This window comes from Bradyrhizobium sp. 142 (genome assembly GCF_023074015.1).
Lineage (GTDB): Bacteria > Pseudomonadota > Alphaproteobacteria > Rhizobiales > Xanthobacteraceae > Bradyrhizobium.
Window position 1 is genome coordinate 63,987 of sequence record NZ_JADPKQ010000167.1, and the last position, 26,309, is coordinate 90,295.

At 61.8% G+C, this 26,309-nt stretch carries 27 protein-coding genes; 14 read left to right on the forward strand and 13 right to left on the reverse strand.

Going from position 1 to position 26,309, the window contains the following annotated elements:
* The first annotated feature begins 264 nt into the window (after positions 1 to 264).
* From IVA82_RS15755 to IVA82_RS15785, 7 genes are read left to right on the forward strand one after another with little or no spacing between them, the layout of a single operon-like run.
* Positions 265 to 585, forward strand: a complete 321-nt coding sequence (locus IVA82_RS15755; protein ID WP_247387592.1) for a helix-turn-helix transcriptional regulator — start codon at positions 265 to 267, stop codon at positions 583 to 585.
* A complete protein-coding gene (gene hyfB, locus IVA82_RS15760) occupies positions 585 to 2,600 on the forward strand; it encodes a hydrogenase 4 subunit B (RefSeq protein ID WP_247387543.1) in 2,016 nt (671 codons plus the stop codon). The genes IVA82_RS15755 and hyfB overlap by 1 nt, the downstream gene beginning before the upstream one ends.
* A complete protein-coding gene (locus IVA82_RS15765; RefSeq protein WP_247387544.1) occupies positions 2,591 to 3,547 on the forward strand; it encodes an NADH-quinone oxidoreductase subunit H in 957 nt (318 codons plus the stop codon). Before hyfB ends, IVA82_RS15765 begins: the two co-directional genes overlap by 10 nt.
* A gap of 5 nt (positions 3,548 to 3,552) precedes the next feature.
* Positions 3,553 to 4,215 carry a hydrogenase-4 component E gene (locus tag IVA82_RS15770; RefSeq protein WP_167770753.1) on the forward strand — a complete coding sequence of 221 codons (663 nt, stop codon included), beginning with the start codon at positions 3,553 to 3,555 and terminating at the stop codon, positions 4,213 to 4,215.
* Positions 4,212 to 5,663 (forward strand): hydrogenase 4 subunit F, encoded by a 1,452-nt coding sequence (locus IVA82_RS15775; protein ID WP_247387545.1) that lies wholly within the window; start codon positions 4,212 to 4,214, stop codon positions 5,661 to 5,663. Before IVA82_RS15770 ends, IVA82_RS15775 begins: the two co-directional genes overlap by 4 nt.
* A gap of 18 nt (positions 5,664 to 5,681) precedes the next feature.
* A complete protein-coding gene (locus IVA82_RS15780) occupies positions 5,682 to 7,193 on the forward strand; it encodes an NADH-quinone oxidoreductase subunit C (protein ID WP_247387546.1) in 1,512 nt (503 codons plus the stop codon).
* A gap of 9 nt (positions 7,194 to 7,202) precedes the next feature.
* Positions 7,203 to 7,736, forward strand: a complete 534-nt coding sequence (locus tag IVA82_RS15785) for an NADH-quinone oxidoreductase subunit B family protein (protein ID WP_247387547.1) — start codon at positions 7,203 to 7,205, stop codon at positions 7,734 to 7,736.
* 156 nt (positions 7,737 to 7,892) lie between these two features.
* Here IVA82_RS15785 and IVA82_RS15790 read toward each other — a convergent pair whose 3' ends face one another.
* Positions 7,893 to 8,213, reverse strand: a complete 321-nt coding sequence (locus IVA82_RS15790) for a helix-turn-helix transcriptional regulator (protein WP_247387548.1) — start codon at positions 8,211 to 8,213, stop codon at positions 7,893 to 7,895.
* Positions 8,214 to 8,483: 270 nt separating this feature from the next.
* Here IVA82_RS15790 and IVA82_RS15795 point away from each other — a divergent pair, with 270 nt between their 5' ends.
* The 6 genes from IVA82_RS15795 to IVA82_RS15820 all read left to right on the forward strand — a co-directional run bounded on the left by IVA82_RS15795 (position 8,484) and on the right by IVA82_RS15820 (position 15,089).
* Complete coding sequence (locus IVA82_RS15795) at positions 8,484 to 8,960, forward strand: class I SAM-dependent methyltransferase (protein WP_247387549.1); 477 nt, start codon at positions 8,484 to 8,486, stop codon at positions 8,958 to 8,960.
* A gap of 2 nt (positions 8,961 to 8,962) precedes the next feature.
* Positions 8,963 to 9,217, forward strand: a complete 255-nt coding sequence (locus tag IVA82_RS15800) for a hypothetical protein (RefSeq protein ID WP_247387550.1) — start codon at positions 8,963 to 8,965, stop codon at positions 9,215 to 9,217.
* Positions 9,218 to 9,842: 625 nt separating this feature from the next.
* Entirely contained in the window at positions 9,843 to 11,495 is a 1,653-nt protein-coding gene (locus tag IVA82_RS15805; protein ID WP_247387551.1) for an ABC transporter substrate-binding protein, read from the forward strand.
* A 38-nt stretch (positions 11,496 to 11,533) separates the two neighbouring features.
* Positions 11,534 to 12,544 carry an ABC transporter permease gene (locus IVA82_RS15810; RefSeq protein WP_247387552.1) on the forward strand — a complete coding sequence of 337 codons (1,011 nt, stop codon included), beginning with the start codon at positions 11,534 to 11,536 and terminating at the stop codon, positions 12,542 to 12,544.
* Positions 12,541 to 13,386 carry an ABC transporter permease gene (locus tag IVA82_RS15815; RefSeq protein WP_247387553.1) on the forward strand — a complete coding sequence of 282 codons (846 nt, stop codon included), beginning with the start codon at positions 12,541 to 12,543 and terminating at the stop codon, positions 13,384 to 13,386. Before IVA82_RS15810 ends, IVA82_RS15815 begins: the two co-directional genes overlap by 4 nt.
* Positions 13,365 to 15,089, forward strand: a complete 1,725-nt coding sequence (locus IVA82_RS15820) for an ABC transporter ATP-binding protein (RefSeq protein WP_247387554.1) — start codon at positions 13,365 to 13,367, stop codon at positions 15,087 to 15,089. Before IVA82_RS15815 ends, IVA82_RS15820 begins: the two co-directional genes overlap by 22 nt.
* 69 nt (positions 15,090 to 15,158) lie before the next feature.
* Here IVA82_RS15820 and IVA82_RS15825 read toward each other — a convergent pair whose 3' ends face one another.
* From IVA82_RS15825 to IVA82_RS15835, 3 genes are all read right to left on the reverse strand, one after another.
* The gene (locus IVA82_RS15825) at positions 15,159 to 15,560 is read right to left on the reverse strand and encodes a VOC family protein (RefSeq protein ID WP_247387555.1); all 402 of its coding nucleotides are present in this window, start codon (positions 15,558 to 15,560) and stop codon (positions 15,159 to 15,161) included.
* 133 nt (positions 15,561 to 15,693) lie between these two features.
* Complete coding sequence (locus IVA82_RS15830) at positions 15,694 to 16,476, reverse strand: class II aldolase/adducin family protein (RefSeq protein ID WP_247387556.1); 783 nt, start codon at positions 16,474 to 16,476, stop codon at positions 15,694 to 15,696.
* A gap of 16 nt (positions 16,477 to 16,492) precedes the next feature.
* Positions 16,493 to 17,485, reverse strand: a complete 993-nt coding sequence (locus IVA82_RS15835) for an NAD(P)-dependent oxidoreductase (protein WP_247387557.1) — start codon at positions 17,483 to 17,485, stop codon at positions 16,493 to 16,495.
* Between the two features lie 219 nt (positions 17,486 to 17,704).
* Between IVA82_RS15835 and IVA82_RS15840 the strand changes: the two genes are divergently transcribed.
* Entirely contained in the window at positions 17,705 to 18,103 is a 399-nt protein-coding gene (locus IVA82_RS15840; protein WP_247387558.1) for a VOC family protein, read from the forward strand.
* An 11-nt stretch (positions 18,104 to 18,114) separates the two neighbouring features.
* On the opposite strand, the gene IVA82_RS15845 is transcribed toward IVA82_RS15840, so the two are convergent.
* The 9 genes from IVA82_RS15845 to IVA82_RS15885 all read right to left on the reverse strand — a co-directional run bounded on the left by IVA82_RS15845 (position 18,115) and on the right by IVA82_RS15885 (position 26,090).
* Positions 18,115 to 18,501, reverse strand: a complete 387-nt coding sequence (locus tag IVA82_RS15845) for a ferredoxin family protein (protein WP_247387559.1) — start codon at positions 18,499 to 18,501, stop codon at positions 18,115 to 18,117.
* 150 nt (positions 18,502 to 18,651) lie between these two features.
* Positions 18,652 to 20,097, reverse strand: coding sequence for an FAD-binding protein (locus tag IVA82_RS15850; RefSeq protein ID WP_247387560.1), 1,446 nt, complete (start codon positions 20,095 to 20,097; stop codon positions 18,652 to 18,654).
* 397 nt (positions 20,098 to 20,494) lie between these two features.
* A complete protein-coding gene (locus IVA82_RS15855) occupies positions 20,495 to 20,842 on the reverse strand; it encodes a DUF3088 domain-containing protein (protein WP_247387561.1) in 348 nt (115 codons plus the stop codon).
* Between the two features lie 27 nt (positions 20,843 to 20,869).
* Positions 20,870 to 21,190: a ferredoxin family protein gene (locus IVA82_RS15860; protein ID WP_247387562.1), complete on the reverse strand. Its 321-nt coding sequence runs from the start codon at positions 21,188 to 21,190 to the stop codon at positions 20,870 to 20,872.
* Complete coding sequence (locus IVA82_RS15865) at positions 21,187 to 22,815, reverse strand: FAD-binding protein (RefSeq protein WP_247387563.1); 1,629 nt, start codon at positions 22,813 to 22,815, stop codon at positions 21,187 to 21,189. Before IVA82_RS15865 ends, IVA82_RS15860 begins: the two co-directional genes overlap by 4 nt.
* Before the next feature lie 24 nt (positions 22,816 to 22,839).
* Complete coding sequence (locus tag IVA82_RS15870; RefSeq protein WP_247387564.1) at positions 22,840 to 23,622, reverse strand: MetQ/NlpA family ABC transporter substrate-binding protein; 783 nt, start codon at positions 23,620 to 23,622, stop codon at positions 22,840 to 22,842.
* 42 nt (positions 23,623 to 23,664) lie between these two features.
* Positions 23,665 to 23,907, reverse strand: a complete 243-nt coding sequence (locus tag IVA82_RS15875; protein WP_247387565.1) for a hypothetical protein — start codon at positions 23,905 to 23,907, stop codon at positions 23,665 to 23,667.
* A gap of 29 nt (positions 23,908 to 23,936) precedes the next feature.
* Positions 23,937 to 24,728, reverse strand: coding sequence for a MetQ/NlpA family ABC transporter substrate-binding protein (locus tag IVA82_RS15880; protein ID WP_247387566.1), 792 nt, complete (start codon positions 24,726 to 24,728; stop codon positions 23,937 to 23,939).
* A 42-nt stretch (positions 24,729 to 24,770) separates the two neighbouring features.
* Complete coding sequence (locus tag IVA82_RS15885) at positions 24,771 to 26,090, reverse strand: PLP-dependent transferase (protein ID WP_247387567.1); 1,320 nt, start codon at positions 26,088 to 26,090, stop codon at positions 24,771 to 24,773.
* Positions 26,091 to 26,309 lie beyond the last annotated feature (219 nt).

Consider the following 26,309-nt stretch of genomic DNA (forward strand, 5'->3'; position numbering starts at 1 on the left):
TGGAGCGCCGCGAAGTTTGCGAAAGAGGGTTGGACCAGCAGTATCGCTGAGGCGCCGTTCCACAAAAACTGCGACGTCAGATTTGGAGCGGCTGCTGCGCGGTAATCGTTATGCCTGGGCCCCTGCAAGCGCGTATGCCTGCGCCCGAAATGGATCCCTTAGAATAGATATCCTAGATATCATTTCTTGACAAAATTACCTCATTAGTTAGGATACAAGAATGATTTAACATTGGCTGGAATCCCGACGTTGAAGCAGATATCGATGATCACGGCAGCTCAACTGCGGGCTGCCAGGCTGCTTCTCGGCGTCGATCAGCGCCGACTTGCCGAACTCTCCGGATTGTCGGTCCCAACAATCCAGCGAATGGAAGCGAGCGAAACGATAGTTCGAGGCAATGTCGGCTCGCTGGTCAAGCTGATCGCTGCATTCGACGAAGCCGGGATCGAGATGATCGACGAAGGCGCCGTCAGCGACTCTCAAGGACGCGGGGTGCGACTGAAGATGAATTCGGGTTCGGCAAAAACCTACCCGCACAATCAGTCCGAACAAGAATCATCGAACGGAACGAGGGGCTCTGCCTGATGTCTTCCCTCGTTCTGCAAATGTCATGCGCCGCGGGATTGTTGGGGATCGCCGTGCTCGCGATCATGCTCAGTCGCGCAAAGACCTCCACGACAATCATCTACCGCGCCACCACGGCAGTTTCCCTTGTCGCATTGTTCGGATCGATCCGCTTTCTGGTCGGCGAGGCCCCGAATGCCTCCGGCCTGGTCTTGCCGGTCGGGCTACCGTGGCTTGGCGCCCATTTCCGCCTGGATGCGCTGGCGTCGTTTTTTCTCGTTGTGGTCAATCTGGGTGGGGCGTCAGCAAGCCTTTATGGTCTGGGCTATGGGCACCATGATCCAGCGCCGCATCGCGTGCTGCCTTTCTTTCCTGCCTTTCTGGCCGGCATGAACCTTGTGGTGCTGGCGGACGATGCGTTTTCCTATCTGCTCTGTTGGGAGTTTATGTCGCTGGCGTCATGGGCGCTGGTCATGGCGCATCACCGCGAGCCAGGCAATGCGAAGGCAGGTTACGTCTATCTGGTCATGGCGAGCTTCGGTACGCTGGCGTTGCTATTGGCCTTCGGTCTGTTGGCAGGACCGACTGGAGACTACGGATTTGCGGCCATTCGCGCGGCCCGCCACACGCCTTACGTGGCCACGCTGGTATTGATCCTGATGCTGCTCGGAGCAGGCTCAAAGGCTGGCCTTGTGCCGTTGCACGTCTGGCTGCCGCTCGCACATCCCGCAGCGCCAAGTCACGTTTCAGCGCTGATGAGCGGCGTCATGACCAAGGTGGCGATCTACGGCTTCATTCGCGTCACATTCGATCTGCTGGGGCAGCCAATCTGGCCGGCGAGCGTCGTCGTGCTTTTCCTCGGCGGCATCACCGCCGTCATGGGGATTCTCTACGCCTTGATGGAAAAGGATCTGAAGCGCCTGCTGGCCTATAGCACAATTGAGAATATTGGCGTCATTTTTGCGGGCCTCGGCCTTGCCCTGGCCTTTCAGGCCAATGGGCAGAAGCTGGCGGCAGCGCTGGCCTTCACCGCCGCGCTGTTTCACGTACTCAACCACTCCTTCTTCAAGAGCCTGCTGTTTTTTGGAGCCGGCGCCGTCCTGACTGCGACCGGCGAGCGGGACATGGACAAGCTCGGTGGTCTCATCCATCGCATGCCATTCACCAGCTTCGTCGTTCTTGTTGGCTGCGTCGCGATCTCGGCTCTGCCGCCTTTCAACGGTTTCGTTTCGGAATGGTTGATGTTCCAGGCCGTGCTGCAAAGCCCGGAGTTGCCGCAATGGGCACTAAAGATCATGGTGCCGGCGGTCGGCGCACTATTGGCCCTGGCGGCTGCGTTGGCCGCGGCATGCTTCGTCAAGGCGTTCGGCGTGACATTTCTCGGGCGGCCGCGCAGTACGGCAGCAGAAGCCGCCCACGAGGTCGATCGCTACTCGTTGTCAGCTATGTTTATCCTTGCCGCACTTTGCCTGCTCGCTGGCATCCTGCCGGGGCTGGTGATCGATGCGCTTGCGCCGATCACGATCGATATCCTGGGTGGCCGAATGCCGATCCAGGCCAATGAACCCTGGCTTTCAATCGCACCGATTGCAGAGAGCCGCAGTTCATACAACGGATTGCTGGTGATGATATTCATCACGGTATCGGCTTCCCTTTCCGTCTTCGTGATCCATCGCTTCGCCTCGCATGCGCTGCGGCGGGGGCCTGCCTGGGGTTGCGGTTTTTCCGATCCCACTCCTGCAGCCCAGTATTCGGCTGAAAGCTTCGCGCAGCCGATCCGCCGCGTTTTCGGCACACTCGTGTTCCGCGCCCGCGACCATGTCGATATGCCCGCACCCGGAGATGTCAGGCCGGCACGGCTCAGGATCGAATTGCACGATCTGGTCTGGGAGGGGGTTTATCTACCGATCGTGGGGGCGGTCGGCTTTTCTTCCGACCGGCTCAACCGCCTGCAATTCCTGACCATCCGGCGATATCTCAGTCTCGTCTTTGCAACCCTCGTCACCCTGCTTCTGGTGCTTGCGATATGGTCGTGATCTCGGACATCATCGTGCAGGGTGTGCAGATGTTGCTGGTGCTGCTGCTTGCGCCGCTCCTTACCGGCTTCGTGCGCAAGATCAAGGCAAGGCTGGTGCGCCGCCAGGGTGCCTCGGTCTTTCAGCCCTATCGCGATCTGCTACGCCTGCTTCGCAAGGAGGTGGTGCTGGCTGAGAACACCTCGTGGCTGTTCCGCGTGACACCCTATGTGACCTTTGCCGCGATCTGGGTTGCCGCCGCTTTGGTGCCGACCTTTGCGACCGGCCTGTTGTTCAACTGGACGGCCGACCTGATCGCCATCGTTGCGCTGCTCGGAAGCGCGCGCTTCTTTCTGGCTCTTGCCGGAATGGACGTAGGCACCAGCTTTGGCGGCATCGGCTCCAGCCGCGAGGTGATGATTGCTGCCCTCGCTGAGCCCGCCATGCTGCTGGTTTTCTTTTGCATTGCGCTGGTTGCCGGCTCGACCCAACTTTCGACCGTCGCCAATTTCATGGCCTCGTCCTACGTCGGACTGCGGGTCTCACTTGGAATGGCGGTCATCGCACTCATCATGGTGGCGCTGGCCGAAAACGCGCGCATCCCGGTCGACAATCCTACCACTCACCTGGAGCTCACCATGGTGCATGAGGCAATGGTGCTCGAATATTCCGGCCGCCATCTCGCCATGATCGAATTCGGCGCGTTTCTCAAGCTCTTGCTCTACATCTCGCTGATCGCTTGCGTGTTCTTGCCCTGGAAGATCGCGCTGTTCGGCACTGGCCCCTTGGCCTACGCCGTCGGTGCCGGCGCCTACGTCGTCAAACTGGCGGCCGCCGGCTTTTTCCTTGCGCTGTTCGAGACCGCCACCGCCAAAATGAGGGTCTTCCGTATTCCGCAATTTCTTGGGGCCGCGCTCATGCTGGGCTTGCTCGGTACGCTCCTCCTATTCGTGTCGAAGAGTTTCTGATGCAGATGCACAGCCTCGCCTTCGACATCTCGCATACGCTTGCCGGCGGCCTCGTCCTGATCAGCTTCATGATGCTGTACCAGGACAGACTTTATTCGCTGCTCAACGTCTTTGCGCTCCACGCCGTGGTACTTGCACTTTCCGTCGCCTGGCAGGCCTACATCCAGGACGCGCCTCATCTCTACATCACGGCGGTCATCGCCCTCGTCTTCAAGGCAATCGTCATTCCGGTGGCATTGCACCGTATCGTCAAGCAGCTCGGCATTCATCGCGACATCGAGTCAGCCGTGAGCATCGGCCTGACCATGCTGGCCGGGATGGCATTGGTCGCCCTCTCCATGGTCCTGATGCTGCGGGTAACCGCCGACGCCGATCCATTGGCCCGCGAAGATCTCGCATTCGCATTGTCGGTCGTGCTTCTCGGACTACTGGTCATGGTGACGCGACGCAATGCCGTCAGTCAGGTCGTCGGATTCATGTCGCTCGAGAACGGTCTGGTGCTGGCGGCGACCGGCGCCAAAGGGATGCCGCTGGTCGTCGAAATCAGCGTCGCCTTCTCGATCCTGATCGCTTTCATCGTCATCGGCATCTTCCTATTCCGGATCCGCGAGCGCTTCGATTCCGTTGACGTCTCCGCCCTCGACGATTACCGGGGCGAGCGCAGATGACCATGGCATCCCTAGATCCCGTGGCGGCGGTCCTGCTGATCCCGATCCTTTCGGCTGCGCTGCTTGCCGTGCTGCCCGGCTACAGACTGACAGCGCGGTTGAACGTTGTCGCCAGCATGTTGACCTTTGTTTCGGCGCTCTCGCTGTTTGTTATCGAACGCCCCCAGCCAGGACCATACGTGCTGGTCGACGATCTCAATATCGTCTTCATCGTGCTCAACACTTTCGTCGGCTTCACGACCAGCATCTTCAGCGCGAGCTACATCGCCCACGAACTCGAAGCCGGCCGGTTAACACCGGTGTACCTGCGCTTCTACCACGCCATGTACCAGACCATGATGTTCGGCATGAACCTGGCTTTCGTGTCGAACAATATCGGCCTGATGTGGGTCGCGGTGGAAATCGCGACGCTCACCACGGTGCTGATGGTCGGCATCTATCGCACGCACGCGGCCCTGGAAGCGGCGTGGAAGTATTTCATCCTCGGCAGCGTCGGAATTGCGTTCGCGCTGTTTGGCACGATCCTCGTCTACATGGCGGCGCGTCCGATCGTAGGCGAGGGCCAGGACGGCATGATATGGACGCTGTTGATCCAGAATGCAGCGGCCTTCGATCCAGCCCTTCTCAATGTCGCTTTCATTTTCCTGTTTCTTGGCTACGGAACCAAAGTCGGCCTCGCGCCGCTGCACGCGTGGTTGCCGGACGCCCACGCCGAGGGTCCAACCCCGATATCGGCCGTGCTGTCGGGCCTGCTCCTGAACGTCGCGCTTTATGCGCTGCTGCGCTTCAAGATATTGCTTGCCGTCAATCCGCACGCGATCGCTCCGGGCCCATTGATGGTGACAATGGGCCTCGTCTCGTTGATCTTCGCAGCATTCATGCTGTACCGCCGGCGGGACATCAAACGACTGTTCGCCTACTCCTCGATCGAGCACATGGGCATCATCGTCTTTGCGTTCGGAATGGGCGGCCCGCTTGCCAATTTTGCCGGGCTGTTGCACATGGTAATGCACAGCCTGACCAAGTCGGCGATCTTCTACGCCGTCGGCCATATCTCGCAGATCAAGGGCACGCAGAGGATTAGCCGGATCCGGGGCTTGACGGTGACCCATCCGGCGCTTGGCTGGGGTTTGGTGGTGGGCGTTGTCGCAATCGCCGGATTGCCACCGCTTGGCATCTTCATGAGCGAATTCCTCATCGTGAGTTCGACCTTCGCACGGCAGCCACTGCTCGCGGTCGCACTGGTGTTCGGGCTTCTACTTGCCTTTGGCGCGTTGACGTTGCGTCTGACGAGCGTCGCATTCGGCGAACCTCGCGGCAGCACGGCGTCCGCGGAAGCCTCCTACATACCGATGCTCGCGCATCTCGCATTGGTTCTGTGTGCAGGAACCTATCTTCCCGCACCGCTCGTCGTCTGGTTCCAGCACGTGGCTCGTCTTCTTGGATAATTGAGGGATGAACGGGATATGCCGTCGCTGATCGATCTGGTGCTGGAAGGCCGCACGAGCCGGCAGCACATGCCTTGGCCACGCACCGTGGTCGATGCTTCCGTTTGGGCGTTTGCCGCCAACGAGCTGGCACAGGGGCGCTGGAGCCTGCTCGGCCTCTGGGGTGAGCCTTCGACAGCACACATGGCGATCATCGACCGCGACACAACGGAAATCGCGGTCGTCAGCGTCGATTGCCCCAATCGCGTTTATCCCTCGGTCAGCAAGCACCACCCGCCGGCGCTTCGATTGGAGCGTACCGCCAACGATCTATTCGGCTTATCCGCAGAAGGCTTGCCCGACACCCGACGCTGGCTCGATCACAACCATTGGGGCATACGGTTCCCGCTTGGAGATCGCATCGACGCGCTATCGATCACCGCGCCCTACCGTTTCCTGCCGGTGGAAGGCGATGGCGTGCATCAGATTGCAGTCGGGCCCGTGCATGCAGGCATCATTGAGCCCGGACATTTCCGCTTTTCCGCCAGCGGGGAAACCGTGGTCCGGCTGGAGCAGCGGCTGGGATATACCCACAAGGGGATAGAAGGGCTCATGCGAGGCGCACCGATCGAGCGCGCCGCTCAATTGGCCGGACGCGTATCGGGCGATAGCACCGTCGCCTATGCCTATGCCTTTTCAAGGGCCGTCGAGGCTGCGCTGCAGCTTGTCGTGCCGAATCGTGCTGTCTGGCTGCGGGCGCTGCTTGCGGAACTCGAACGGCTCGCCAACCATCTCGGCGACATCGGCGCGATCTGCAATGACGCGTCCTTCGGCTTGATGCAGGCCCACTGCAACGTGCTGCGCGAGGACCTTCTGCGCGCTGCGAACAGCGCCTTTGGTCACCGCCTGATGCGAGACGTCATCATTCCCGGTGGATTGGCTCGCGATCTCGACGCCAAGGGGCAATCAGCCATCCGTGCGGCGCTCGTTAATGTCCAAGTTCGCTTTCCCGAATTGATCGAACTTTACGACAACACCGCGTCGCTTCAGGATCGGACGGTCGGTACCGGCATCGTCGCTGCCGCGCTGGCAGAACAGTATGGTGCGGGAGGATATGTCGGGCGCGCGTCCGGGCGCACGTTCGACGCCCGTCGGGCTCCGGGCTATCCGCCCTATGACGATCTGCGCTTCGAGGTACCGATGCTCGAGGAGGGTGACGTGAACGCCCGCGTCTGGATTCGGATTCGGGAGGTCGAGCAGAGTCTTTTGCTGACCAACCAGATTCTGGACCGCCTTCCCGACGGCCCGTTACGCACGCCACTCAGTGCCGAAGCGGGACCGCGCGAGGGCATGGCGTTGGTCGAAGGTTTCAGGGGCGATATCATGGTCTGGCTCCGGCTCGACGGCGGCCAGGTCGAGCGCTGCTATCTTCGCGATCCATCATGGTTTCAGTGGCCGCTGCTCGAAGCCGCCATCGAACACAACATCGTCGCCGACTTCCCCCTCTGCAACAAATCGTTCAACTGCTCCTATTCCGGGCAGGATCTGTAGGGGAAAACGATGCGCAAACTTCTCTTTCAAAGTTTCTTCCAGAGGCCGCTCACGGAGCAGGCTCCTGCCCTCGACCAGACAGCTGTCGAGGAACTCGCCGCTGCAATTCGGCGCGCCACACGGCGGCGCCTCGGCCGAAGCCTCTCGATCCGCGAAATAGATGCCGGGTCATGCAATGGTTGCGAGCTGGAGATCCATGCGCTGAACAATGCTTATTACGACGTCGAACGTTTTGGTATTCGCTTCGTCGCCTCGCCACGTCACGCCGACGTTCTTTTGGTCACGGGGCCCGTGACCAAAAACATGCGCGATGCACTGGAGCGAACCTATCATGCGACCCCCGACCCGAAATGGGTCATTGCCCTCGGCGACTGCGCACGAGATGGCGGGTGTTTTGCCGGCAGCTACGCGGTGGTCGGAGGGGTCTCGCAAATCGTTCCCGTCGATCTTCATATTCCGGGCTGTCCGCCACCGCCTGTTGCGATTTTGCAGGGACTCCTTTCCCTGCTCGATCGAACGCAAAAAAGCGCCACGTCCACTTGAGGCCCGGGAGACGACTTCGGCTATCCCTGTGGTGATGAACTGGCAGTTCGGCCCCTACGCTGCCACGCCCATACCGTGGTCGGCACTCACCAGCGCCTGCGTGTCCGCTTGGAGCGTTCTTTGATCTGAAAATCCGTTGTCAGCGAATCACTCCATTCATCGAGTCCGCTCCAAAGTCCGCGGTAGCGAGGGCTTGGACTGCTTCATGTTCTTCGCCTTTGGCTTCGTAACATGTTCCCTGAGGCGAACGCCGCGACCGCCGGCTGAACTCGTAACACCTGGATTGATCAATTCGATCCCCGCATTCTCCAACGCAGAAACCAGCTTCATCAGAGAATCGACGTTCCCGCGAATAACGTCATCGCTCGCCTCCATGCGCTGGATGGTAGGGACTGAAAGATCTGCAAGATCGGCAGTCTGCCGCTGATCTATGTTCAGCAGCGCACGGGCTGCCCTGAGTTGGTTGGCCGTAATCATGAAATGGCCGTCTCCAGTGAGATTTCCATCCGGTACATCTAAGACTATCCGAATTATTGTTCAAGCATCAGTTTAGATGGAAAATAGATCATATCCAAATCTGATTCATTGGATCGAACCGAGGTGCCGTCGCAATGTAGCGTGGTCTTCTCGCAAGATACGGAAACCATTATGTGCAATTCCCGAAACGGTTGGCGCAATGCAGATCACATGATAATAGATGTTTAGTGCATGTGTTATGATGTTCGACTTTTAATATGGTTGTCGGCCGTGAAACTGCTGGGGCGTTATCAAGGGAGGAACGGGCAGATCGAAATTGTTGAGTATTCCTGGGACGGAACCCGCGTGTACTTCGAAGAAGGCGTGAGGCAGAGTCAGGCAACGCCCGATGGCGAAAGCGTATTCACCTACGTCAAGCTCATGGACGAACTACTGTCCCGCTCAGAACATATTCTCGTTCTGGGCTGCGGCGGCGGAAATCTTGCGACAGCACTGTCGCGTCTTGGGAAGAGGTTGACCATTGTCGACAACAACCCGATCAGCTTCGTAGTTGCACACAAGTTTCTCGACCTGCCGGACGAATTGCCCTGCATCGTCTCAGACTTTCGGAAATTCGTGTTCGATGATCGCACGTACTACGACGGAATTGCTGTCGACGTCGGTGGACCGGATTTCGGTTCACGGATGAGTTCGATGCCGCAACCTGCGACGCAATCCGCTCGCGCTTGGCACCGGGCGGCCGGATAGTGATGAACGTGACGGTGTCCAACGACATTGATCCGACACCTGACCGGATCGCCGCTCGGCTTGCCGGTGAGGAACTGCGGACATGGATCGTTGATGAGCAGGGCATCGAGGACCGGAATGCAGTCATCGCCTGCATGCCCGAGAAAACACTGGGTTCGCGGGCCGCGCTTGATCGTGTCATCCGCCATAGCCATGAACGGTGGGCTATTCGCCGAGGAAGATTGCGGAGCCGCGATCTCCCCTTTGGATCGCGCTAATGTTGTAATATCCGACAGACCGACGCGACGCGGTAGCTGCGCCGTGGATGAGTCCGCCCCACCCGGGTTCAGCACCTCTTCTCCAAATCAAGATATTCGGTTTTTGATGAGCTCGCACTCGGCCAGTCCAGAGCCGTGCGGGGAATACAACAGCGCATCAAGCGGCACGCGAAAGTCTTTGAAAAGGCTGGAGCGGGTGAAGCGCTTCGTTCCAAATTTTTAGATCGATTTATGATAGCAATTCTAATTAGTTGCGCCTTCGGCTAATTTTCTATGTTGGACGTTTTGTTGGGCGTTTCGTTCGACGCTCAAGTTGGCTTTGCGATTGCGCCAGGCGAGTTAACGAACCTGAAGAGGACTCTTGCAACGCTGTACTCGAATTGACGTGCGATCCTCGTTGAGTGTTTGGTCAAAAGACCAGCTCGATCGAGCCCTTTCGGGCTGATGACAAAATGGATGTCGCGCGCATTGCCCCGACACCGCGACATTTGTTGTCCATCTCCGACAAAATTTGGAATGGCAAGGTCCGCTCGTTTCGCTTTTCCTAGACAGAGATGTCGATCGTATCGAAGCGTCTCTACGAGAGGGCTCTCCGACCGACACCACCAATCGTCAGGGGCTATTCATGACCGCTCGCTTCTCTTCGTTCTTGCTCTCCCGGCGTCGCCTGTTGGCCGCAACCTCCGTGGTGACGGCCGTCGCCTTGACGGCAATGACGGGCCTGTCTCCGGCTCGAAGTGCCGGCGCTCCGCCGAATGGCGGCGACATCACCTTCCTGATCGATTCACTCGGCGGCACCTGGATTCCAAACAACAGCTCCATCTCGAGTTTCCAGGGCCACATCTGGGGCCACGTGACCGACAAGCTCGTCTATGTCGATGCCGACGGCAAGGTCAGTCCGTGGATCGCTGAAAGCTGGGAACAGAGCAGCGACGCCACCCAGTTCACCCTGCACCTCAAGAAGGGCGTGACGTTCTCCGACGGCACGCCGCTCGACGCGTCAGCCGTCGTCGCCAATCTCGACATCTGGTACGCTGGGCGGAAGAACGAAGGCATCAATCCGGTTGGCCTCTTCCCGAAGACCTACGAGCGCGCCGAAGCGGTCGATGCAACCACCGTGAAGGTCTTGTTCAAGGCACCGACACTCGGCTTCATTCCGACGCTCGGCTATCACGGCTCGATTCTCATCTCCCCGAGGACACTCGCGCAGCCCGCAGCCCAGCAGGCCGACCTTGCCAAGACATCCGGCGGCGGGCCGTATGTGGTCGCGTCCTGGAAGGAGGGCGACTTCGTCAAGCTGGTCAAGCGCAAGGACTACAATTGGGGTCCCCCAGCCGTCGGCCACACCGGCCCGGCCTATCTCGACTCGATCACCTACAAGATCGTGTCCGAACCATCGTTGCGCGTCGCCGCCGTGCAGTCCGGCCAGGCCGATGTCGCCTACAGCCCCTCACCGCAGGAATTGAATTCCCTCAAGAATGCCGGCTTCACCACCGCAACCCCACGCTATCTCGGCTTCGTCAACGGCCTCGCGGTCAACACCAAGCTGGAGCCGTATAACGATGTGAAGGTACGACAGGCGCTCCAGGCCGCCATCGACCGGAAGGAGATCGTCGACACCATCTATACGCCCGACTGGAAGCTGGCGACGTCCTTCATCCAGAGCAACGTGCCCGGTGCGACCGACCACAGCGACCTCCTGGCCTACAATCCCGGCAAGGCGGAGAAGCTGCTCGACGAAGCGGGCTGGATCAAGGGCCCCGGCGGCATCCGCGCCAAGGATGGCAAGCAGCTGACACTGACGCTCTATTCCAATCCTTACCTTGCAACAGCGAAGGCGATCGACGAGCTCATCGCCCAGCAACTCGGCAAGATCGGCTGGAAGGTCACCATCCGCGCCTATGACGTCGTGACGTTCGGTGAGAAAGTCCGGTTCGGCGGACCTGCGGTGCCGGCCTATGAGGTGACGCGCAGCTTCATCGATGCCGGCACGGTCGCCAGCATCCTCACCGACGCCAACAATGGCGAGAACTGGTTCAATCTCGGCGATAGCGACAAGAAGCTCAACGATCTCCGCGACAAGATTGCCGGCGCCAGCTCGATCGAGATCCGCAACCCGCTTCTCGACGAGTTGCAGACCTACGTCCTCGAGCAGGGCTACTTCATCCCGCGCACGCAGATCGTCCAGCGGATCTATGTGCAGTCCCCAAGGCTCAAGGGCGAAGTCTACAACGGCATCGCCTATGCCAGCTATTACACCGCCACGAAGGGCGAGTGAGGCGCCGTGCGAACGAACAACACCGCGAAGGAACCGGCATGAGCAACGCTTACCTTGCCTATGCCGCGAAGCGCCTTGCGCAGGCCTTCGTCGTCATCCTGCTGGCTTACGTCTTTACTTTTGTCGTCGTCAGCATTCTACCGGGCGACCCCGTTGCCAACGTCCTGCGTGATCCCCAAAACGGGTTCTCCGAGGACGAGATCAAGGCGATCGTCGCGGCGCAGGGTCTGGACCGGCCGATCCCGGTCCAGCTCTGGACATCGCTGTCCCACTTCGTCGCCGGTGATCTCGGTCTGTCGATGCGGTCCAACCGCCCCGTCGCAACCCTGATCGCCGAGGTTCTGCCGTCGACGCTCATCCTCGCCTCCGAGGCTTTCGCGATCGCGCTGCTGCTGGCGGTGACGATCGCCTACGGCACGCAATTTCTTCCGAACCGATTGGGGCAAGGCCTGCTGCGCGGCTTCCCGTCGCTGTTTCTGTCGGTGCCGAACTTCGTCATCGGCCTGGTCCTGATCCACGTCTTTGGCTTCCAGCTTGGTCTGTTCCGCGTCATCGAACCGAACAGCTTTTGGGCCACTCTCTTTGCCTCGGTCGCGCTCGGAATCCCCGTCTCCGCGCGGATCGCCGAGGTGCTGATCGCAAACCTCGACAAGGAGTCCGAGCAGGAATACGCCGCCGTTGCCCGCGGCCGTGGCCTGACGCAGATGCGCCTCTTTGCCAAGCACTTGCTCAAGCCGTCTTCGCTCCCGGTCGTTACCGTGATTGCACTTGCCATCGGCGAACTGCTCGGCGGTTCGCTGATCACCGAAACGGTGTTCGGACGCACCGGCATCGGCAGCCTGGTGCAGCGTTCGGTGAGCACGCAGGACTTGCCTGTCCTACAGGCGGTCGTCTCACTGGCGGCGGTGGTGTTCGTGATCGTCAATCTGCTCGCCGACCTCGTCTACCCGCTGCTCGACCCGCGCGTGAAGCTGACCGGGGATCGCAAGTATCGCCCGACCACAGCCGACGACAGCGCCACTACCGCATCCGCGGTGATGATATCATGACCCTCGCCTCCTTCTCCGACTCGCGGGGCACGGCAATCAGCCGGCTGACAGCGCTGCGGCTGCCGTCGACTGTTGCGCTTGCCTTCGCGGTCATCGCGATCATAATTGCCTGGTCGCTGGCGCCAGGCTTGTTCACGAGTCATAGCCCGGTCGTCGGTGTTCCCGCCGAGAAGCTGCTCAGCCCCAGCGCCGCGCACTGGTTCGGCACCGATCACCTCGGCCGCGATCTCTATACCCGCGTGGTCTATGGAACGGCGTCCTCGGTGACGAGTGCGCTCATCGCCGTCGCCATCGCCGCCGTCACCGGCGGCTTCATCGGCCTGCTCGCAGGCTTCCTCGGCGGCTGGGTCGACATCGTACTCGCCCGCCTGGTCGACGTACTGCTGGCGATTCCGAACTTCCTGCTGGCCGTCATCGTCGTCACCGCGATCGGCTTCGATACCACCAATGCTGCGATCGCGACCGGCGTGTCGGCGGTTGCCGTGTTCGCACGGGTGATGCGTTCGGAAGTGATCAAGACCCGGCAGGCCGTTTTCGTCGAGGCGGCGTTCCTGATGGGCGGCTCGCGCTGGCACATTCTGCTGCGGCACGTGCTGCCGAACGCATCGCGCTCGGTGCTCCCGCTCGCGGTCTTGCAATTCGGCCTGTCGATCCTGGTGATCGCCAGCCTCGCCTTCCTCGGTTACGGCGATCCCCCTCCCGCCTCCGACTGGGGCCTGCTGATCTCGATCGGCAAAGACTACCTCAAATGGCCGTGGCTGGTGTACGCGCCCGCCTTCGTCACGATCGCGACCGTCCTCTCCGTGAACAGGATCAGCCGATGGCTGCACAAGACAGACTGACCACCAACAAACTCACGCGGACCGAGTTCACCGCGCCAGTGCCGCTGCGCCCGATTCCGCTGCTCCGGGTCGATGGCCTCTCGGTCTCCTACGGGCCGCACGAGGTCGTGACCAAGGTGGGGTTTGAACTCGGCCGCGGCGAGAGCCTCGCCCTCATCGGGGAGTCCGGCTCCGGCAAGTCGACAATCGCCCGCGCGGTGCTGCGGCTGCTCCCGAGCGACGGGCGCGCCACCGGCCGCGTCGCGTTCGACGGCCAGGAGGTGCTTGATATCTCCGAACACGGCTTCCGGCCGCTGCGTGGACGAGCCATCGGGTTCGTGCCGCAAGACCCCGCCAACGCACTCAACCCGGTGCGAACGATCGGTGCTCAGGCGCAGGAGGCGGCCGCGCTGCTCGACGAGCCCGATAGGGCGGTCCGAAAGCAGCTCATCCTGGAGACCTTCGCCGCGGTCGGTCTCGACAATCCACAACGTACTTATGACGCCTATCCGCACCAACTTTCCGGCGGCATGCTCCAGCGCGTGCTGATTGGCCTCGCAATCCTTCCGCGGCCGGAATTGCTGATCGCGGACGAACCGACCTCCGCGCTCGACGTCACGATCCAGAAGCGCATCCTCGATCTACTCGCGCGATTGCAGCACGATCTCAAGATCAGCATGCTGCTCATCACCCACGATCTTGCGATCGCCGCCGAACGGGCGAACGCACTCGTGGTGCTCAAGGACGGCGTTATTCAGGAGGCTGGCCGAACTGCCGCAGTCTTCTCCTCTCCGGCGTCGGCCTACGCGAGGAAGCTGCGCGCCGACGTTCCGGCGCTCAATCCTGATCGTTACGCCGCTCTGCGCGACACGCGCTTGCGAACCCTCAAGACTGGCGCAGGCGACACGCCGAAGATCGAGGTCAGTGCCGTTACAAAGACCTTCACTGTCGACGGCAAGACGCTGACGGCCGCCAGCGATTTGTCGTTCACCGTTCCGGCCGGCACCGCGCACGCGCTGGTGGGCGAGTCCGGCTCGGGCAAGACGACAGCGGTCCGGCTGCTGCTGGGTCTCGAGCAACCCGACAGCGGGACCATCTCGGTCGCAGGCGCGCAGATCACTGGTCGCTCGCCAGAGGCACTGCGTTCGGCGTGGCGTCACCTTCAGCTGGTCTATCAGAACCCGTTCACCTCGCTCGACCCGACCTGGACTGTCGAGCGGCTGGTGCGCGAGCCGCTCGACCGTTTCAAGGTCGGAACCCGCAAGGAGCGCGACGAGCGGGTTCGCGAGGCTCTGGCCGACGTCGGGCTTGGCGAGCACCTGCTCTTTCGCAAGCCCGCGGCCCTGTCGGGCGGCCAGCGCCAGCGCGTCGCCATTGCCCGGTCGCTGGTCCTCAAGCCCGACGTGATCGTGCTCGACGAGCCGACCTCCGCGCTCGATGTCAGCGTCCAGGCCGACATCGTCGACGTCCTGCTCTCGCTGCAAGCCAATCTGGGCTTGACTTATGTGTTCGTTTCTCACGACCTCGCGCTGGTGCGCCAACTCGCCCACACCGTCTCGGTGATGCACCAGGGGCGTATCGTCGAGCACGGGGTCGTCGCCGAGATATTCGACAATCCGCAGCAGTCCTATACGAGGTCGCTGCTGGCGTCGATCCCGTCAGGTAGTGCCAGCGTCGCGCACGCGCCGCAAGCGCGCCGACGGCTGATCACGGCTACAGATTGATTGAGTGAATCTCAGAAGGCGTTTGGCAGCTCAATGGGCACTCTAACGACCGGTGGGCCGAAGAGACAGCTAACCCCGTTCAATGATCTGTGCGATCTCCCAGACATGACCCGAAGGATCGGCAAAGGACGCGGTACGCCGTCCCCAGGGGCGATCGATCGGCCCGTTGACCAGATCGACGCCAATCTCCTGAAGGGCCGAACACACCTGGTCGACGTCAGCAACCCTGATCGTCAGGAGTGCGCGCGCCCCTGCGGAGGACTGCGCAACACGCAACGGCTCGACAAGCGGCGGTGCCTGAGACGCATCAAGAAGGTTGATCAGGAGCCCACCAAATCTCAGCACGGATGAGACCGCATCTTCCCAGACCGCCTCGGACGCGAATACTTTCGCGTAGAAGGCTTTCGCCGACGCAATGTCATCGACGAACAACGTAATGACTTCGACTTCGCTTGGCAGACCAATGGTCATGTCACCCCGCTCCTCACCGTTGCAGCACCGGCCTGCGTGAACGAGACAAGCCGCGCACCGTGATATCTCACGATGTCGCGGCCTGGCGCAATTCCGACGAGCCGGGCAACTGACCGGCCTGGAAGCCCCGATCCTAGTTGAACAGGTCCGGTTCCGTCTCGGTGATCCAGTCCCAGAGCGGTTGGAAGCTGAAGTAGCCGCCCTTGTGCGTACCGACCTGCCGCGATGTCAGGCTGGCGATTTCGTGTGGGATCGGCTTTGGCGTGCCGGCGGCTTCGGCAAGCAACTGGGCGCGCGCGGCGTTGTCCATCGCGATGTACCACCAGGCCGCGGCCTCGATTGTCGGTCCCACCGTGAGCAGGCCGTGATTTTGCAGAATAGCAGCCTTCTTCGATCCCAGCGCCTGCGCGATCTTGCGGCCCTCCTCGGCGTCCAGCACGACGCCGGAGAATGGATCGAACAGGACGTGGTCCTCGTAGAAGGCGCAGGAATCCTGCGTCAGCGGATCGAGCAGGCGACCCAGCGCCGACCAGGCCTTGCCATAGGTCGAATGGGTGTGGGCGGCCGCGATCACGTCCGGATGCGCGGCGTGGATCGACGAGTGAATCACGAAGCCGGCCTGGTTGATCGGCTTGTCGCCGATCAGGATATTGCCATCGTGGTCGACGAGCTGAAGGTCGGACACCTTGATCTGGCTGAAATGCTTTGACAGCGGGTTGATCCAGAAGCGTTCGGGGAACTCCGGATCGCGCACGGTAACGTGGCCTGCGAGGCCTTGATCGAAACCATAGCGCGAGAACAGGCGGAACGTCGCGGCAAGCCGCTGCTTGCGGTGCAGCCGCTCCTCCTCGAACGTCGCCGCCGGCGTGCGCTCGACCAGGGAGTATTTCTTGGGCTTCTCGACGACCTTGTTCATGGTTGCGGCTCCTTCTCTAGTATTCGAGATTCTTGTCAAAGACATCAGCCAGCGCGACGCCATGCGCGTAGGCGTCGAGGTTGACCAGCGTCTTGTCGGCCAGCCGCTTGGCATCCGCGCCTCCCGTCCACGACACATGCGGGGTTAGGACGACCTTGGGATGGCTATAGATCGGATCGCCCAACAGCGGTGGCTCGGGATCGGTGACATCGAGCGTCGCGCCGGCAATCCGTCCGTCGTCGAGCGCCTGCAACAGCGCGCGCTGATCGACGATCCGCCCACGCGCGACATTGATCAGGTGCAGCGACGTCTTGGCGCGTGCGAGCACGTCGGCGTTGATCAGACGCGCCGTCTTGGTCGTCGCCGGCAGAGCGAGAACGAGATGATCGGAAACCTCGACCAGCTCTTCGATGCTGTCGACGGGCTGGATGCCCGGAAGGACATATGGCCACGCCGAGCGGCGCAAAACCCTGATGTTGACGCCGAACGGCTTAGCACGCCCGACGACGGCCCGGCCGATCGCGCCGAAGCCCGCGATCCCGATCGTCTTGCCACTGAGCGAGCCGAGCGGGGTGATCTTCCATTGCTCGCGGCTGCGCGGTCGGATGTCGTGGATGCGCTTCTCGAAGCCGAGGATCGCCGCAAGGACATATTCCGCGATCGGATCGGCCGAGATGCCGCGCCCGACCGTGACCACGGGGCCATCGAGCAGCCAGGCCGGAAAGAAATCGACTCCCGTCGATGCGGTCTGGATCCAGCGCAGGCCAAACGGCCAGCCCGCCGGCTTCTCCTGAGGTGCCTTGTGCCAGCCTGCCAGTGGCCGCGTCAGCAGCACGTCGGCCTCCGGGGCGATCTCCCATGGCGCGCGGTCGGCAGGATGATCGATGATCAGCGGACGCGACCAGTGATCGGCCAGCGCGGCACGAATGTCCGGGCCGAGCTGGTTGGCGATGATTGGTGACCGCACGCTGGCAGATACGCGCCGGCTTTCAATTCGGGGAGTGTTCATGTCGCGACGTTCACAATGGCAGCGAGGCCGACATGCTAAGCGCTCGAGACAAGATAGTCTTTTCAAAGATCATCGGCATCGGGCAACAACAGGATGACGTTTCCGACCCGTGACATAAGGATTCGTCTCTCCACGCGATCTGCCGGCAGCGCTCCGACGCGCACGGCTTGACATCATCGCGAGCGATCCAATCTTGAGCGGAGATCAAGGAGTTCGCTCATGAAGATCCTCAACATCCTGACCCGGCGCTGCCTGCCGCTGGAAGAACTGGACGCGGCCGTCACCTTCTACGAAACGTTGATCGGCCAGAAAGCGCGTCTCCGCTTCGATCATCCGGAGTACGATCTGCGACTGGCACAGGTCGCATCGATCCTGCTCATCGCCGGGACCGAACAGAGCCTGAGGCGGTTCACCGCGACGCACATGACGTTCATGGTGGAGGACATCGAGGGTTTTGCCGCGCATCTGCCGACGGTCGGCGCGACGATCCTGGAGGCGCCGAAGCCAGTCCCGACAGGCCGCAACATGCTGGTGCGGCATCCGGACCAGACGCTGGTCGAATATGTCGAGCACAACGACAAGCATCCCGCGGACGCGCTGTCGTCGGCCTCTCGCTGATCTGGCCGTTTCTATTTCTTGCCGCGAAGGCCCTCAGGCCGGTCAGTCCGCGATTGCGCCGCTGCCTCACCGGCGCGACGGAACACGGTCTCCATCAGCCATTGCTCGTTGGGAAAATGCCCCGCCCATTCATCCCAGCCGGAATGCTTGCGATATTGGCCCAGGCGCCCGGACGCCAGCATATCCTCCTTGCTCACGGAGACGCGACGGTCACAATCGGGCGCGACGTAGATTGCATCTGCGCGGCAATAGAGCTCGCACATGAAACAGTTCTGGCAATCCTCAATGCGTGCGAGAACCGGCAAGCCGTCAGGGCCGGGATCGATCACGTTGGTCGGGCAGACCTCGATGCAGGCCTCACAATCCGTGCAACGCTCTGCAACGATGAGCTCGATCATGACACCGCCTGAAGTTGACCCGGCTGGGCGTTTGCTGATGGTCGATCCAGCGCGAACCAAACTTGGTCCAATCCGCCGCTAAGCAGGCGGGCGGCCAATCGCGGATCCTGTGCAGGATAATCCTCACGACGGTGAAGTCCCCTGCTCTCGTTACGCTCTGCCGCCGTGGCGACGGACCATCGTGGCCAGCAGCGCCGCTGCCTCGCGCAAGGCGATCGAGCCCCCCTGTCCGTGATTGGCGACCTCACTCCACAGACCTTCGAGTGCTTGCGAAGAGGCCGCGAGCCCTGCGCCGGTGCGGAACAAGTTCTTGTCGAACGGATGCATCTCGGCGCGCACGCCGGCTCTGGCTGTGGCCACGTCAACCTCCTTTGGCCGGCCACGCGGACGCAGCCCGGCCTGTCCAAGCGGCGTGAGCTCCGATGAGCGGCTTTTCGTGCTGCGCGCCACGTGCGCCGCCGCGCTTCCCGCAAACACACCGGACGACAGCGCCCATGCCGAATTGATGTTGCCACCGCCGGAGATCGCGCCCGCGACCTTCTCCCGCGATGCGTTATCGCCAGCGACGAACAGTCCCGGCACCGACGTCGCGCCGTTCACATCAAGCACGCGCACTCCGCCGATGCCACGGATCGTGCCGTCGTTGTGCAGGGTGACTTCGAAACGATCGCGATAGGCATCGATCCCCCAACGGTCGAACACCAGCGGAACGTTCGGCGAGATCGTATGCAGCCTCGCCTTGACGTCGTCGGGCAGCCGATGCAGCGAGCAGTAGACCCACCCGCGTTGCAGCGCCCGGGCGAGACGGATGGTTTGATCGGGACCAAACGGGAGATCCAGTTCGTTTCCGTCTTCGTCGTAGTAGGTCGCGTACGAATAGGCCATGCTGCGCGTCATCGTGGAATGCGCCGGCGCGATCGTGTATGCAGCGGTGAATTCCATGCCGGAGAGCTCCGCGCCCGCCTCGGCTGCCATGAGATAGCCGTCACCCGTATTCGTTCGCGACCCCAAAAGGTGCGACAGGAAACTGGTCCCGCCCGCCGCGAGCACCACCGCACCCGCCACGATCCGATACGGGCGCCCGCCGTCCTGACGGCGCTGGCCACGCGCGCCGCCAATCGACCCATCGGACCGCGCCAGCAACTCGACGAGGGGTGAATGATCGAGAATGGTGACGCCGTGGCTCAACACGTGCTGGCGAAGCGCGCGCATATATTCCGGCCCCCGCACCGCGCGGTAATTCACTCTGCCTTCGTCGTCCGTGCCAAACTTGTAGTGCCGGGCAAGCGTCGGCAGCGTGCGCCAGGTCTCGTCGAGGATGCGATACATCCAGTCGGCTTCGCCAAGGCCGAGCCCGGCGGCAACGCGATTGGCGACAACAGCGTCCCGCGCCGCGGGAGGATCCGGCGGCACCCACCAATGGCCCGGCCCCGCGGCTGCCGTGACGCCGCTGGTGCCACAATAGCCCTTGTCAGCCAGGACCACCTTCGCGCCGGCCTGCGCGGCCGAAGCCGCCGCCCAGGCGCCCGCCATGCCGCCACCGACGATCAACACATCAGCCGTCAGCGACAATTCTTCGAGCGACGACGAACCCACCGAGTGCCTCCGGGCAATAGCGCAGCCGCACTCTTGCATCGAACAAATGCAGAAGCATGCCACCTTGTCGCAGCATCTTTGGATGAGGCAACGCACAGGTCAATGAATGGCAAAACTCTTTTCGGCCCGCGTCGCAAACCACTCATGTCGCCGTCGTCAACGTCGGCAAGTCAAGTATTTCAACGTAGAACGGACTTCCCTATGGATGGCAACGGACGACAAAGAGATTTCTGTCATTCGGCGGACAGACGGCGCCAACGCGTGTCCAACATGGCGGGCGCTTCTCCGCCATAGGATGCAGACCGGATGGCATGTCGCGCACCACTTCCATTTTGTTGGACGAAAGTGAACATGGCAAACACTTCGCGATTCAAATCAACGGCAGCTCACTCTATCTTCAATCCAGAACGTACGGGAATGAGTAGCGGTCGGCCAGATAGCGGAGTATTCGCTCTGACGAATCGATGAAGCGCCGACCGTTGGACACCTCCGCATTCTCGGGCACCGGCCGGCTTTCGTCAAAGACTAGAACTGGAAGCGATTGATGTTGTTCGCGAAGGATCGCGACGAGCGTTGATCGCGGGCGTGCGAATGGAAGGCGGTGCACTTCAACCTGCGTTGCGAGACCGGGAAACGACGCCAGCAATCCCTCGATTGCATTGCAGTGCGGGCAGACGAAGAAGCGGCCCGGCTGCTCGGGATCTTCAAATCCCGGCTTCAATAGAAGGAGGCGATCTCCACTCATGGCCGGCTTCCAGAGACGACATGATTTTCAATGGCCGAACAGCCGAAAGCTTCGATCGGCCGCCCGCAGGTGCCGGCTCTCCTCGACCCAGCCCACCGCTCGCCGGTAGCTGCCCAACAGGGTCGCTTCCTTCAACGCCGCCACGTCGACCACTTGCGGCGCATCGGCAAACGGCGAGACGAACAGCGCATCCTCGGGGCAGTAGAGCTCGCACAGGAAGCAGGTCTGGCAATCGCTTTGACGGGCGATTGTGGGAAGGCCGTCGGTCTTGTCAAAGACATTCGTCGGGCACACGCTGACGCAGATGTCACAAGCCGTGCACCGCTCGTTATCGATCACCTCGATCATTCGGCGGCCTCGGCGTAGTGGACGGAAGACAGCGGCCGCGTCGAGGTCCAGACGTCGTCGAGCCCTCCGGTCGTCACATAGTGGCGATAGCGATCGTCCTGCTCGGGATAATCGTCGCGGCGATGCATTCCCCGGCTCTCCTGACGCGCCAGGGCGCTGCGATACATCCAGCGCGCAGTCGCTAGCATGGCGGCGGCCTCACGCGCACGCGGCAGCTCTCGCTCGTCCGGCGCATCGGCAACCGACGCATCGGACCACAATGCATCCAGCCGGCTGAGCGACTCGCCGAGCCTCCCCGCCTCGCGAAAATAGTTCAACTCGTAGGGGAACACCTCGTCCTGGACGCTTTGTGCAAGCGGACTGCCTTGCAACGATCGCCCATTGCCCGAGCGCAGGCCGACCGTGCCGCGCCGGAACGCCTGACGCCCGCTGGTCGTGCCCAGTTGGCGCGCGAATTCCGCTGCGCCCTGCCCGGCCCAATACCCCGACGACATCGCCCAGGCAGCATTGTGGCTGCCGCCGCCGGTGAAGCCGCCGCAGATCAATTCGCGCGTCGCAGCATCGCCTGCCGCATAGAGGCCCGGAACGGTGGTTGCGCAGCTGTCGTCGATGATCCGCAGGCCGCCCGTGCCGCGAACGGTTCCTTCGAGGCGCAACGTGATCGGGAAGCGTTGCGTGAAGGGATCGATACCAGTGCGGTCGAACGGCAGAAAGAAATTCGGCTGCGACACGCGCATGTGCCGCTGCGTGTCTGCATCGGCCTCGTCCAGCTGAGCGTAGACCAGGCCTTTGCGCAGCGCCCGCGCAATCACCGAGCGGCCGCCTTTCGACGAAGCTCCCGGAATGACGCCACCCTGTTCATCGGTGAAGCTTGCCCAGCTGTAGAACAGCGTCTTGGTCACCGATCCGAAAGCCGGTGAGATCGCGTAAGCGTTGGAGAACTCCATGCTGGTCAATTCCGCGCCAGCTTCGGCGGCCAGCAGATAGCCGTCGCCGGTCAGCACGTTCGACCCCAGCGTCTTGCTGAGGAAGGCGCATCCGCCGGTGGCAATCACCACCGCCTTCGCATTGACCGTCCAACGATCGCCCTTCTGCCGTCGCAGACCGGTGGCGCCCGCAACGACGCCACTGCCATCCACGAGCAGTTCAAGCGCCGGAGAGTGATCCAGGATCGTCACGCCGGCTTGCTTTGTTCGCCTGCGCATCAGCCGCATATATTCCGGCCCCTGGAGCGAATTCCGCTGCGGCTTGCCATCGTCATCGGCAGGATACGGATAACCCCAATCGGCGAGCTGGTTGCTCTGCGAATAGGTCCGGTCCAGCACGCGCGCCATCCAGCGACGATCCTGGAGATGGCCACCGAGTTTCTCTCGGCTGGCCATCGCGGCCTCGCGGTGCTCTGGCGTGGGATCGACATACCACACTCCGGTGCCGGCCGCCGCCGTCGCTCCGGACGTGCCGCAAAAGCCCTTGTCCGCGAGTACGACCCGCGCGCCGCGCTTGGCGGCGATGATCGCAGCCCATGTGCCGGCGGGACCGCCGCCGAGCACCAGCACATCGGCGTCGAACACGACCGATCCTGCTGAACTCGACAGCTTTTCGGCGCGGCTGGATGGAGTTGTCATCGCTGGTCTCCCGATTGAGGCTGTTCAGAACGCGGGGATCTGGCCCGGCAGCTTGTCCTTGATGATCCGGCGGATCGTGTCGTTCTGATAGGCGCGCACCAGCTTCGCGACCCAGGGAGCATCCTTGTCCTTCTCGCGGACGGCGATGAAGTTGTTGTAGGGATTATTGACAGAGGATTCGATTGCGATCGAATCCTTGCCGGGAGTGAGGCCGGCCGGGACCGCGTAGTTCGTGTTGATCACGGCAGCATCGACGTCATCCAGGCTGCGCGGCAGCTGGGCGGCATCGATCTCGCGAATCTTGAGCTTCTTTGGGTTTGCGGTCACATCGAGTACGGTAGGCAAAATGCCGACCCCGTCCTTGAGCTCGATGAGCTTCTCCGCCTGAAGCAGCCGTAGCGCGCGGCCGCCGTTCGACGGATCGTTCGGAATGCCGATCGAGGCGCCTTCCTTGACATCGGCAACCGACTTTGCCTTCCGCGAATAGAGCCCGATCGGAGCAACGATCGTCTCGCCGACGGCAATGATCTTGTATCCGCGCGTCTTGATCTGGTTATCCAAGAACGGCTTGTGCTGAAAGGCATTCGCATCGAGATCGCCGACGTCGAGCGCGGCATTGGGCAGCAGGTAGTCGTTGAAGACGACGACCTGAACGTCGAGGCCGTCCTTGGCGGCGATCTCCTTGACCTTGGCCCAGATGATTTCGGCATCGCCTCCCGATATCCCGACCTTGATCTTCTGATCCGCAGCGGCCGGCCCGGCGAACAGAGCAAGGGCGGCCATCACGAGGAATAAGCGGCGCTTCATGATCGACGATCTCCTATCAAGCAAAATGTTTGGTTCAGACGGCTACCCGATGCGGGCAACCAGGATGTCCGCCGCGGCATCCGCGAATTCGGCAGAGATGTCGTGGAAGACGACACGCTCCTGAACGGTCGCGATGCGCAGTTGATTGTTCAAGGTCTTCGGATTCAGGAAAGACCGGCCGATTGCCCGCGCAAATCGCGGTGAGCCGGCAATCTGCGCGGCCTGCGTCTCGCTACGGGCTGCGAACGCAAGGCTCATGTGATCGACGTCGACGATATAGATCATGACGTGATGTCCCTGCGCAGCGCGCCCACTCAGCTGCTGAACCCCGCCGGGATGAACGCCGGCAGCTGGTCCTCGATGAACTGCTTCACCTCGGGCGAGTTGAACACCTGAATGAAGGCCTTCAGGCGCGGATCGTCCTTCTTGTCGGGGCGAGCCGTGAAGCGAAGCACCAGGCCCTCGTCGACGGTGCGATCGATAATCAATGCGGACTTAGGATCGCCGCCGGCTGGAATGAGATAGGTGATGTTGACGAGCGCCAGCGTCACGTCGTCGAGCGAGCGATAGGTCTGCGCCGGGTCGAGCTCGACGATTTTGAGGTTTTTCGGATTGTCAGTGATGTCGAACTTGCTGACCGAAAAACCCTTACCAGGCGCGAGTTTGATCAGCCCAGCCCGTTCGAGCAGGATGAGGCCGCGCGCGCCGTTGAGCGGCTCGTTCGGGATGGCGACGCTGTCGCCCGACTTGATCTCGTCGAGCTTCTTGATCTTCTTCGAGAACAGGCCGACCGGCGCGATCACGCCGACCTTGTCCGCCTGCACCAGGTTGAAGCCGCGCTGCTTGTTCTGGAGTGCCAGATAGGTCGCATGCTGGAACAGATTGGCGTCGACGTCACCGCTGTTCACGACTTCGTTCAACGCCACCCAGTCCGACAGCTCGACGATCTTGACGTCCTGCCCCCTCTCCTTGGCGAGCTTGGCGGCAAAGGACGCCAATTGCCCGACGGGGCCGGCGCTGGTCGCGATCTTCAGCGGTTCGCCCGCGAAGGCGGCCGCCGTGAATGCAAGCCAGAGACCGGCGACCTGGGCTGTACGACGAAGCATTTTCATTGCCTCAAGTTCCCCTTCCAATTCAGGTAAAATGTCTCACGCAGCCTTGCGCGCGCCTGCTTCGGCCTGCGCCAGCGCCTGACCGAGATCAGCCAGGATGTCGTCTGGATGCTCGATGCCGACCGACAGACGGACGTAACCAGGGGTGACGCCAGCGGTGAGCTGCTCGGCTGTGGTGAGCTGCTGATGCGTCGTTGACGCCGGATGAATGGCCAGCGAGCGCGCGTCGCCGATATTGGCGACGTGATAGAACAGCTTGAGCGCGTCGATGAACCGCCGGCCGGCTTCGACGCCCCCTTTCAGCTCGAAGCCGACCAGCCCGCCAAAGCCGCCCTTCAGGTAGGCGTCCGCCCTGCGCCGGTTCTCCCCACTTTGCAGTCCGGGAAAGATCACGTTCGATACTGAGCTGTGCTTGGCGAGGAAGTTCGCGACCTTCACCGCATTTTCGTTGTGCTGCCGGATCCGCAGCGGCAGGGTCTCGATGCCCTGGATGAACTGGAAGGCGTTTTGCGGCGCGATCGATGCGCCGAGGTCACGCAGCAGCCTGACGCGGGCGCGAAGGATGTAGGCGATCGGGCCGAGCGGCTTCGCAGCTTCCGTCCAGATCGCGCCGTGATAGGCTTCGTCAGGCTTGTTTAGCAGCGGGAAGCGCGCCGCATGAGCGATCCAATCGAAATTGCCGCCGTCGACGATGGCGCCACCGATCGCGGTGCCGTGGCCACCGATATATTTGGTCGTGGAATAGACAACCACGGCAGCGCCGTGCTCGAACGGACGCGCGATCAGGGGCGACGCGGTGTTGTCGAGAACGAGCGGAACGCCGAGCGAGCGGCCGATATCCGCGACTTCCTTGATCGGAAAGACATTCAGCTTCGGGTTTGGGAGCGTCTCGCCGAAATAGGCGCGCGTCTTCGCGTCCGTGGCACGGCGAAAGTTTTCGGGGTCCGCGGGATCGACGAACCGGACCTCGATGCCGAACTGCTTCAGGGTCTGCGAAAACAGCGTCCATGTTCCGCCGTAGAGATCCGTCGAGGATACGATATTGTCGCCGGCTTGCGCGATGTTGAATATCGCGAAGGCGGACGCCGTCTGTCCGGAGGCAACAGCGAGGGCGGCCGCCCCGCCCTCGAGTGCAGCAAGCCGATCCTCAAAAGCCTGCTGGGTCGGATTACCGATACGAGTGTAGATCGGACCAAGCTGCTCGAGCGCGAACAGGCGCGAGGCGTGATCCGTGTTTTCGAACTGGAATGACGTGGTCTGGTAGATCGGAACCGCTACCGCGCCAGTGGCCGGGTCGGTGCGGTACGATCCACCATGCAACGCGAGCGTCTCGAAGTTTCGGATCTCCAACGCCATCTGCAATTCCCTTTTCGATCTTGAGAGCGCGCGTCGTGCGCGACAAGCCGTGCTCGTCGACGAAAATGATGCGGTCGGATTCCGCGGCTGTCGAGCGTGTCTGAAAAATAGCGATGCGCGTGCTGCGTCACCGTCGCTTCGTAACGCGTTTCTTTCAGCTCCTTCGCCGAATTGGAAACAAACTCGCTCACGTAAAATGTTAAAAATGGTCGCGCGGAG

What these genes read in the sequence shown, in the direction of transcription:
- IVA82_RS15755 (WP_247387592.1), top strand. Translation starts at nt 265, where the DNA reads ATGATCACGGCAGCTCAACTGCGGGCTGCCAGGCTGCTTCTCGGCGTC.
- hyfB (WP_247387543.1), top strand. Translation starts at nt 585, where the DNA reads ATGTCTTCCCTCGTTCTGCAAATGTCATGCGCCGCGGGATTGTTGGGG.
- IVA82_RS15765 (WP_247387544.1), top strand. Translation starts at nt 2,591, where the DNA reads ATGGTCGTGATCTCGGACATCATCGTGCAGGGTGTGCAGATGTTGCTG.
- IVA82_RS15770 (WP_167770753.1), top strand. Translation starts at nt 3,553, where the DNA reads ATGCACAGCCTCGCCTTCGACATCTCGCATACGCTTGCCGGCGGCCTC.
- IVA82_RS15775 (WP_247387545.1), top strand. Translation starts at nt 4,212, where the DNA reads ATGACCATGGCATCCCTAGATCCCGTGGCGGCGGTCCTGCTGATCCCG.
- IVA82_RS15780 (WP_247387546.1), top strand. Translation starts at nt 5,682, where the DNA reads ATGCCGTCGCTGATCGATCTGGTGCTGGAAGGCCGCACGAGCCGGCAG.
- IVA82_RS15785 (WP_247387547.1), top strand. Translation starts at nt 7,203, where the DNA reads ATGCGCAAACTTCTCTTTCAAAGTTTCTTCCAGAGGCCGCTCACGGAG.
- IVA82_RS15790 (WP_247387548.1), bottom strand. Translation starts at nt 8,213, where the DNA reads ATGATTACGGCCAACCAACTCAGGGCAGCCCGTGCGCTGCTGAACATA.
- IVA82_RS15800 (WP_247387550.1), top strand. Translation starts at nt 8,963, where the DNA reads ATGAACGTGACGGTGTCCAACGACATTGATCCGACACCTGACCGGATC.
- IVA82_RS15805 (WP_247387551.1), top strand. Translation starts at nt 9,843, where the DNA reads ATGACCGCTCGCTTCTCTTCGTTCTTGCTCTCCCGGCGTCGCCTGTTG.
- IVA82_RS15810 (WP_247387552.1), top strand. Translation starts at nt 11,534, where the DNA reads ATGAGCAACGCTTACCTTGCCTATGCCGCGAAGCGCCTTGCGCAGGCC.
- IVA82_RS15815 (WP_247387553.1), top strand. Translation starts at nt 12,541, where the DNA reads ATGACCCTCGCCTCCTTCTCCGACTCGCGGGGCACGGCAATCAGCCGG.
- IVA82_RS15820 (WP_247387554.1), top strand. Translation starts at nt 13,365, where the DNA reads ATGGCTGCACAAGACAGACTGACCACCAACAAACTCACGCGGACCGAG.
- IVA82_RS15825 (WP_247387555.1), bottom strand. Translation starts at nt 15,560, where the DNA reads ATGACCATTGGTCTGCCAAGCGAAGTCGAAGTCATTACGTTGTTCGTC.
- IVA82_RS15830 (WP_247387556.1), bottom strand. Translation starts at nt 16,476, where the DNA reads ATGAACAAGGTCGTCGAGAAGCCCAAGAAATACTCCCTGGTCGAGCGC.
- IVA82_RS15835 (WP_247387557.1), bottom strand. Translation starts at nt 17,485, where the DNA reads ATGAACACTCCCCGAATTGAAAGCCGGCGCGTATCTGCCAGCGTGCGG.
- IVA82_RS15840 (WP_247387558.1), top strand. Translation starts at nt 17,705, where the DNA reads ATGAAGATCCTCAACATCCTGACCCGGCGCTGCCTGCCGCTGGAAGAA.
- IVA82_RS15845 (WP_247387559.1), bottom strand. Translation starts at nt 18,501, where the DNA reads ATGATCGAGCTCATCGTTGCAGAGCGTTGCACGGATTGTGAGGCCTGC.
- IVA82_RS15855 (WP_247387561.1), bottom strand. Translation starts at nt 20,842, where the DNA reads ATGAGTGGAGATCGCCTCCTTCTATTGAAGCCGGGATTTGAAGATCCC.
- IVA82_RS15860 (WP_247387562.1), bottom strand. Translation starts at nt 21,190, where the DNA reads ATGATCGAGGTGATCGATAACGAGCGGTGCACGGCTTGTGACATCTGC.
- IVA82_RS15865 (WP_247387563.1), bottom strand. Translation starts at nt 22,815, where the DNA reads ATGACAACTCCATCCAGCCGCGCCGAAAAGCTGTCGAGTTCAGCAGGA.
- IVA82_RS15870 (WP_247387564.1), bottom strand. Translation starts at nt 23,622, where the DNA reads ATGAAGCGCCGCTTATTCCTCGTGATGGCCGCCCTTGCTCTGTTCGCC.
- IVA82_RS15875 (WP_247387565.1), bottom strand. Translation starts at nt 23,907, where the DNA reads ATGATCTATATCGTCGACGTCGATCACATGAGCCTTGCGTTCGCAGCC.
- IVA82_RS15880 (WP_247387566.1), bottom strand. Translation starts at nt 24,728, where the DNA reads ATGCTTCGTCGTACAGCCCAGGTCGCCGGTCTCTGGCTTGCATTCACG.
- IVA82_RS15885 (WP_247387567.1), bottom strand. Translation starts at nt 26,090, where the DNA reads ATGGCGTTGGAGATCCGAAACTTCGAGACGCTCGCGTTGCATGGTGGA.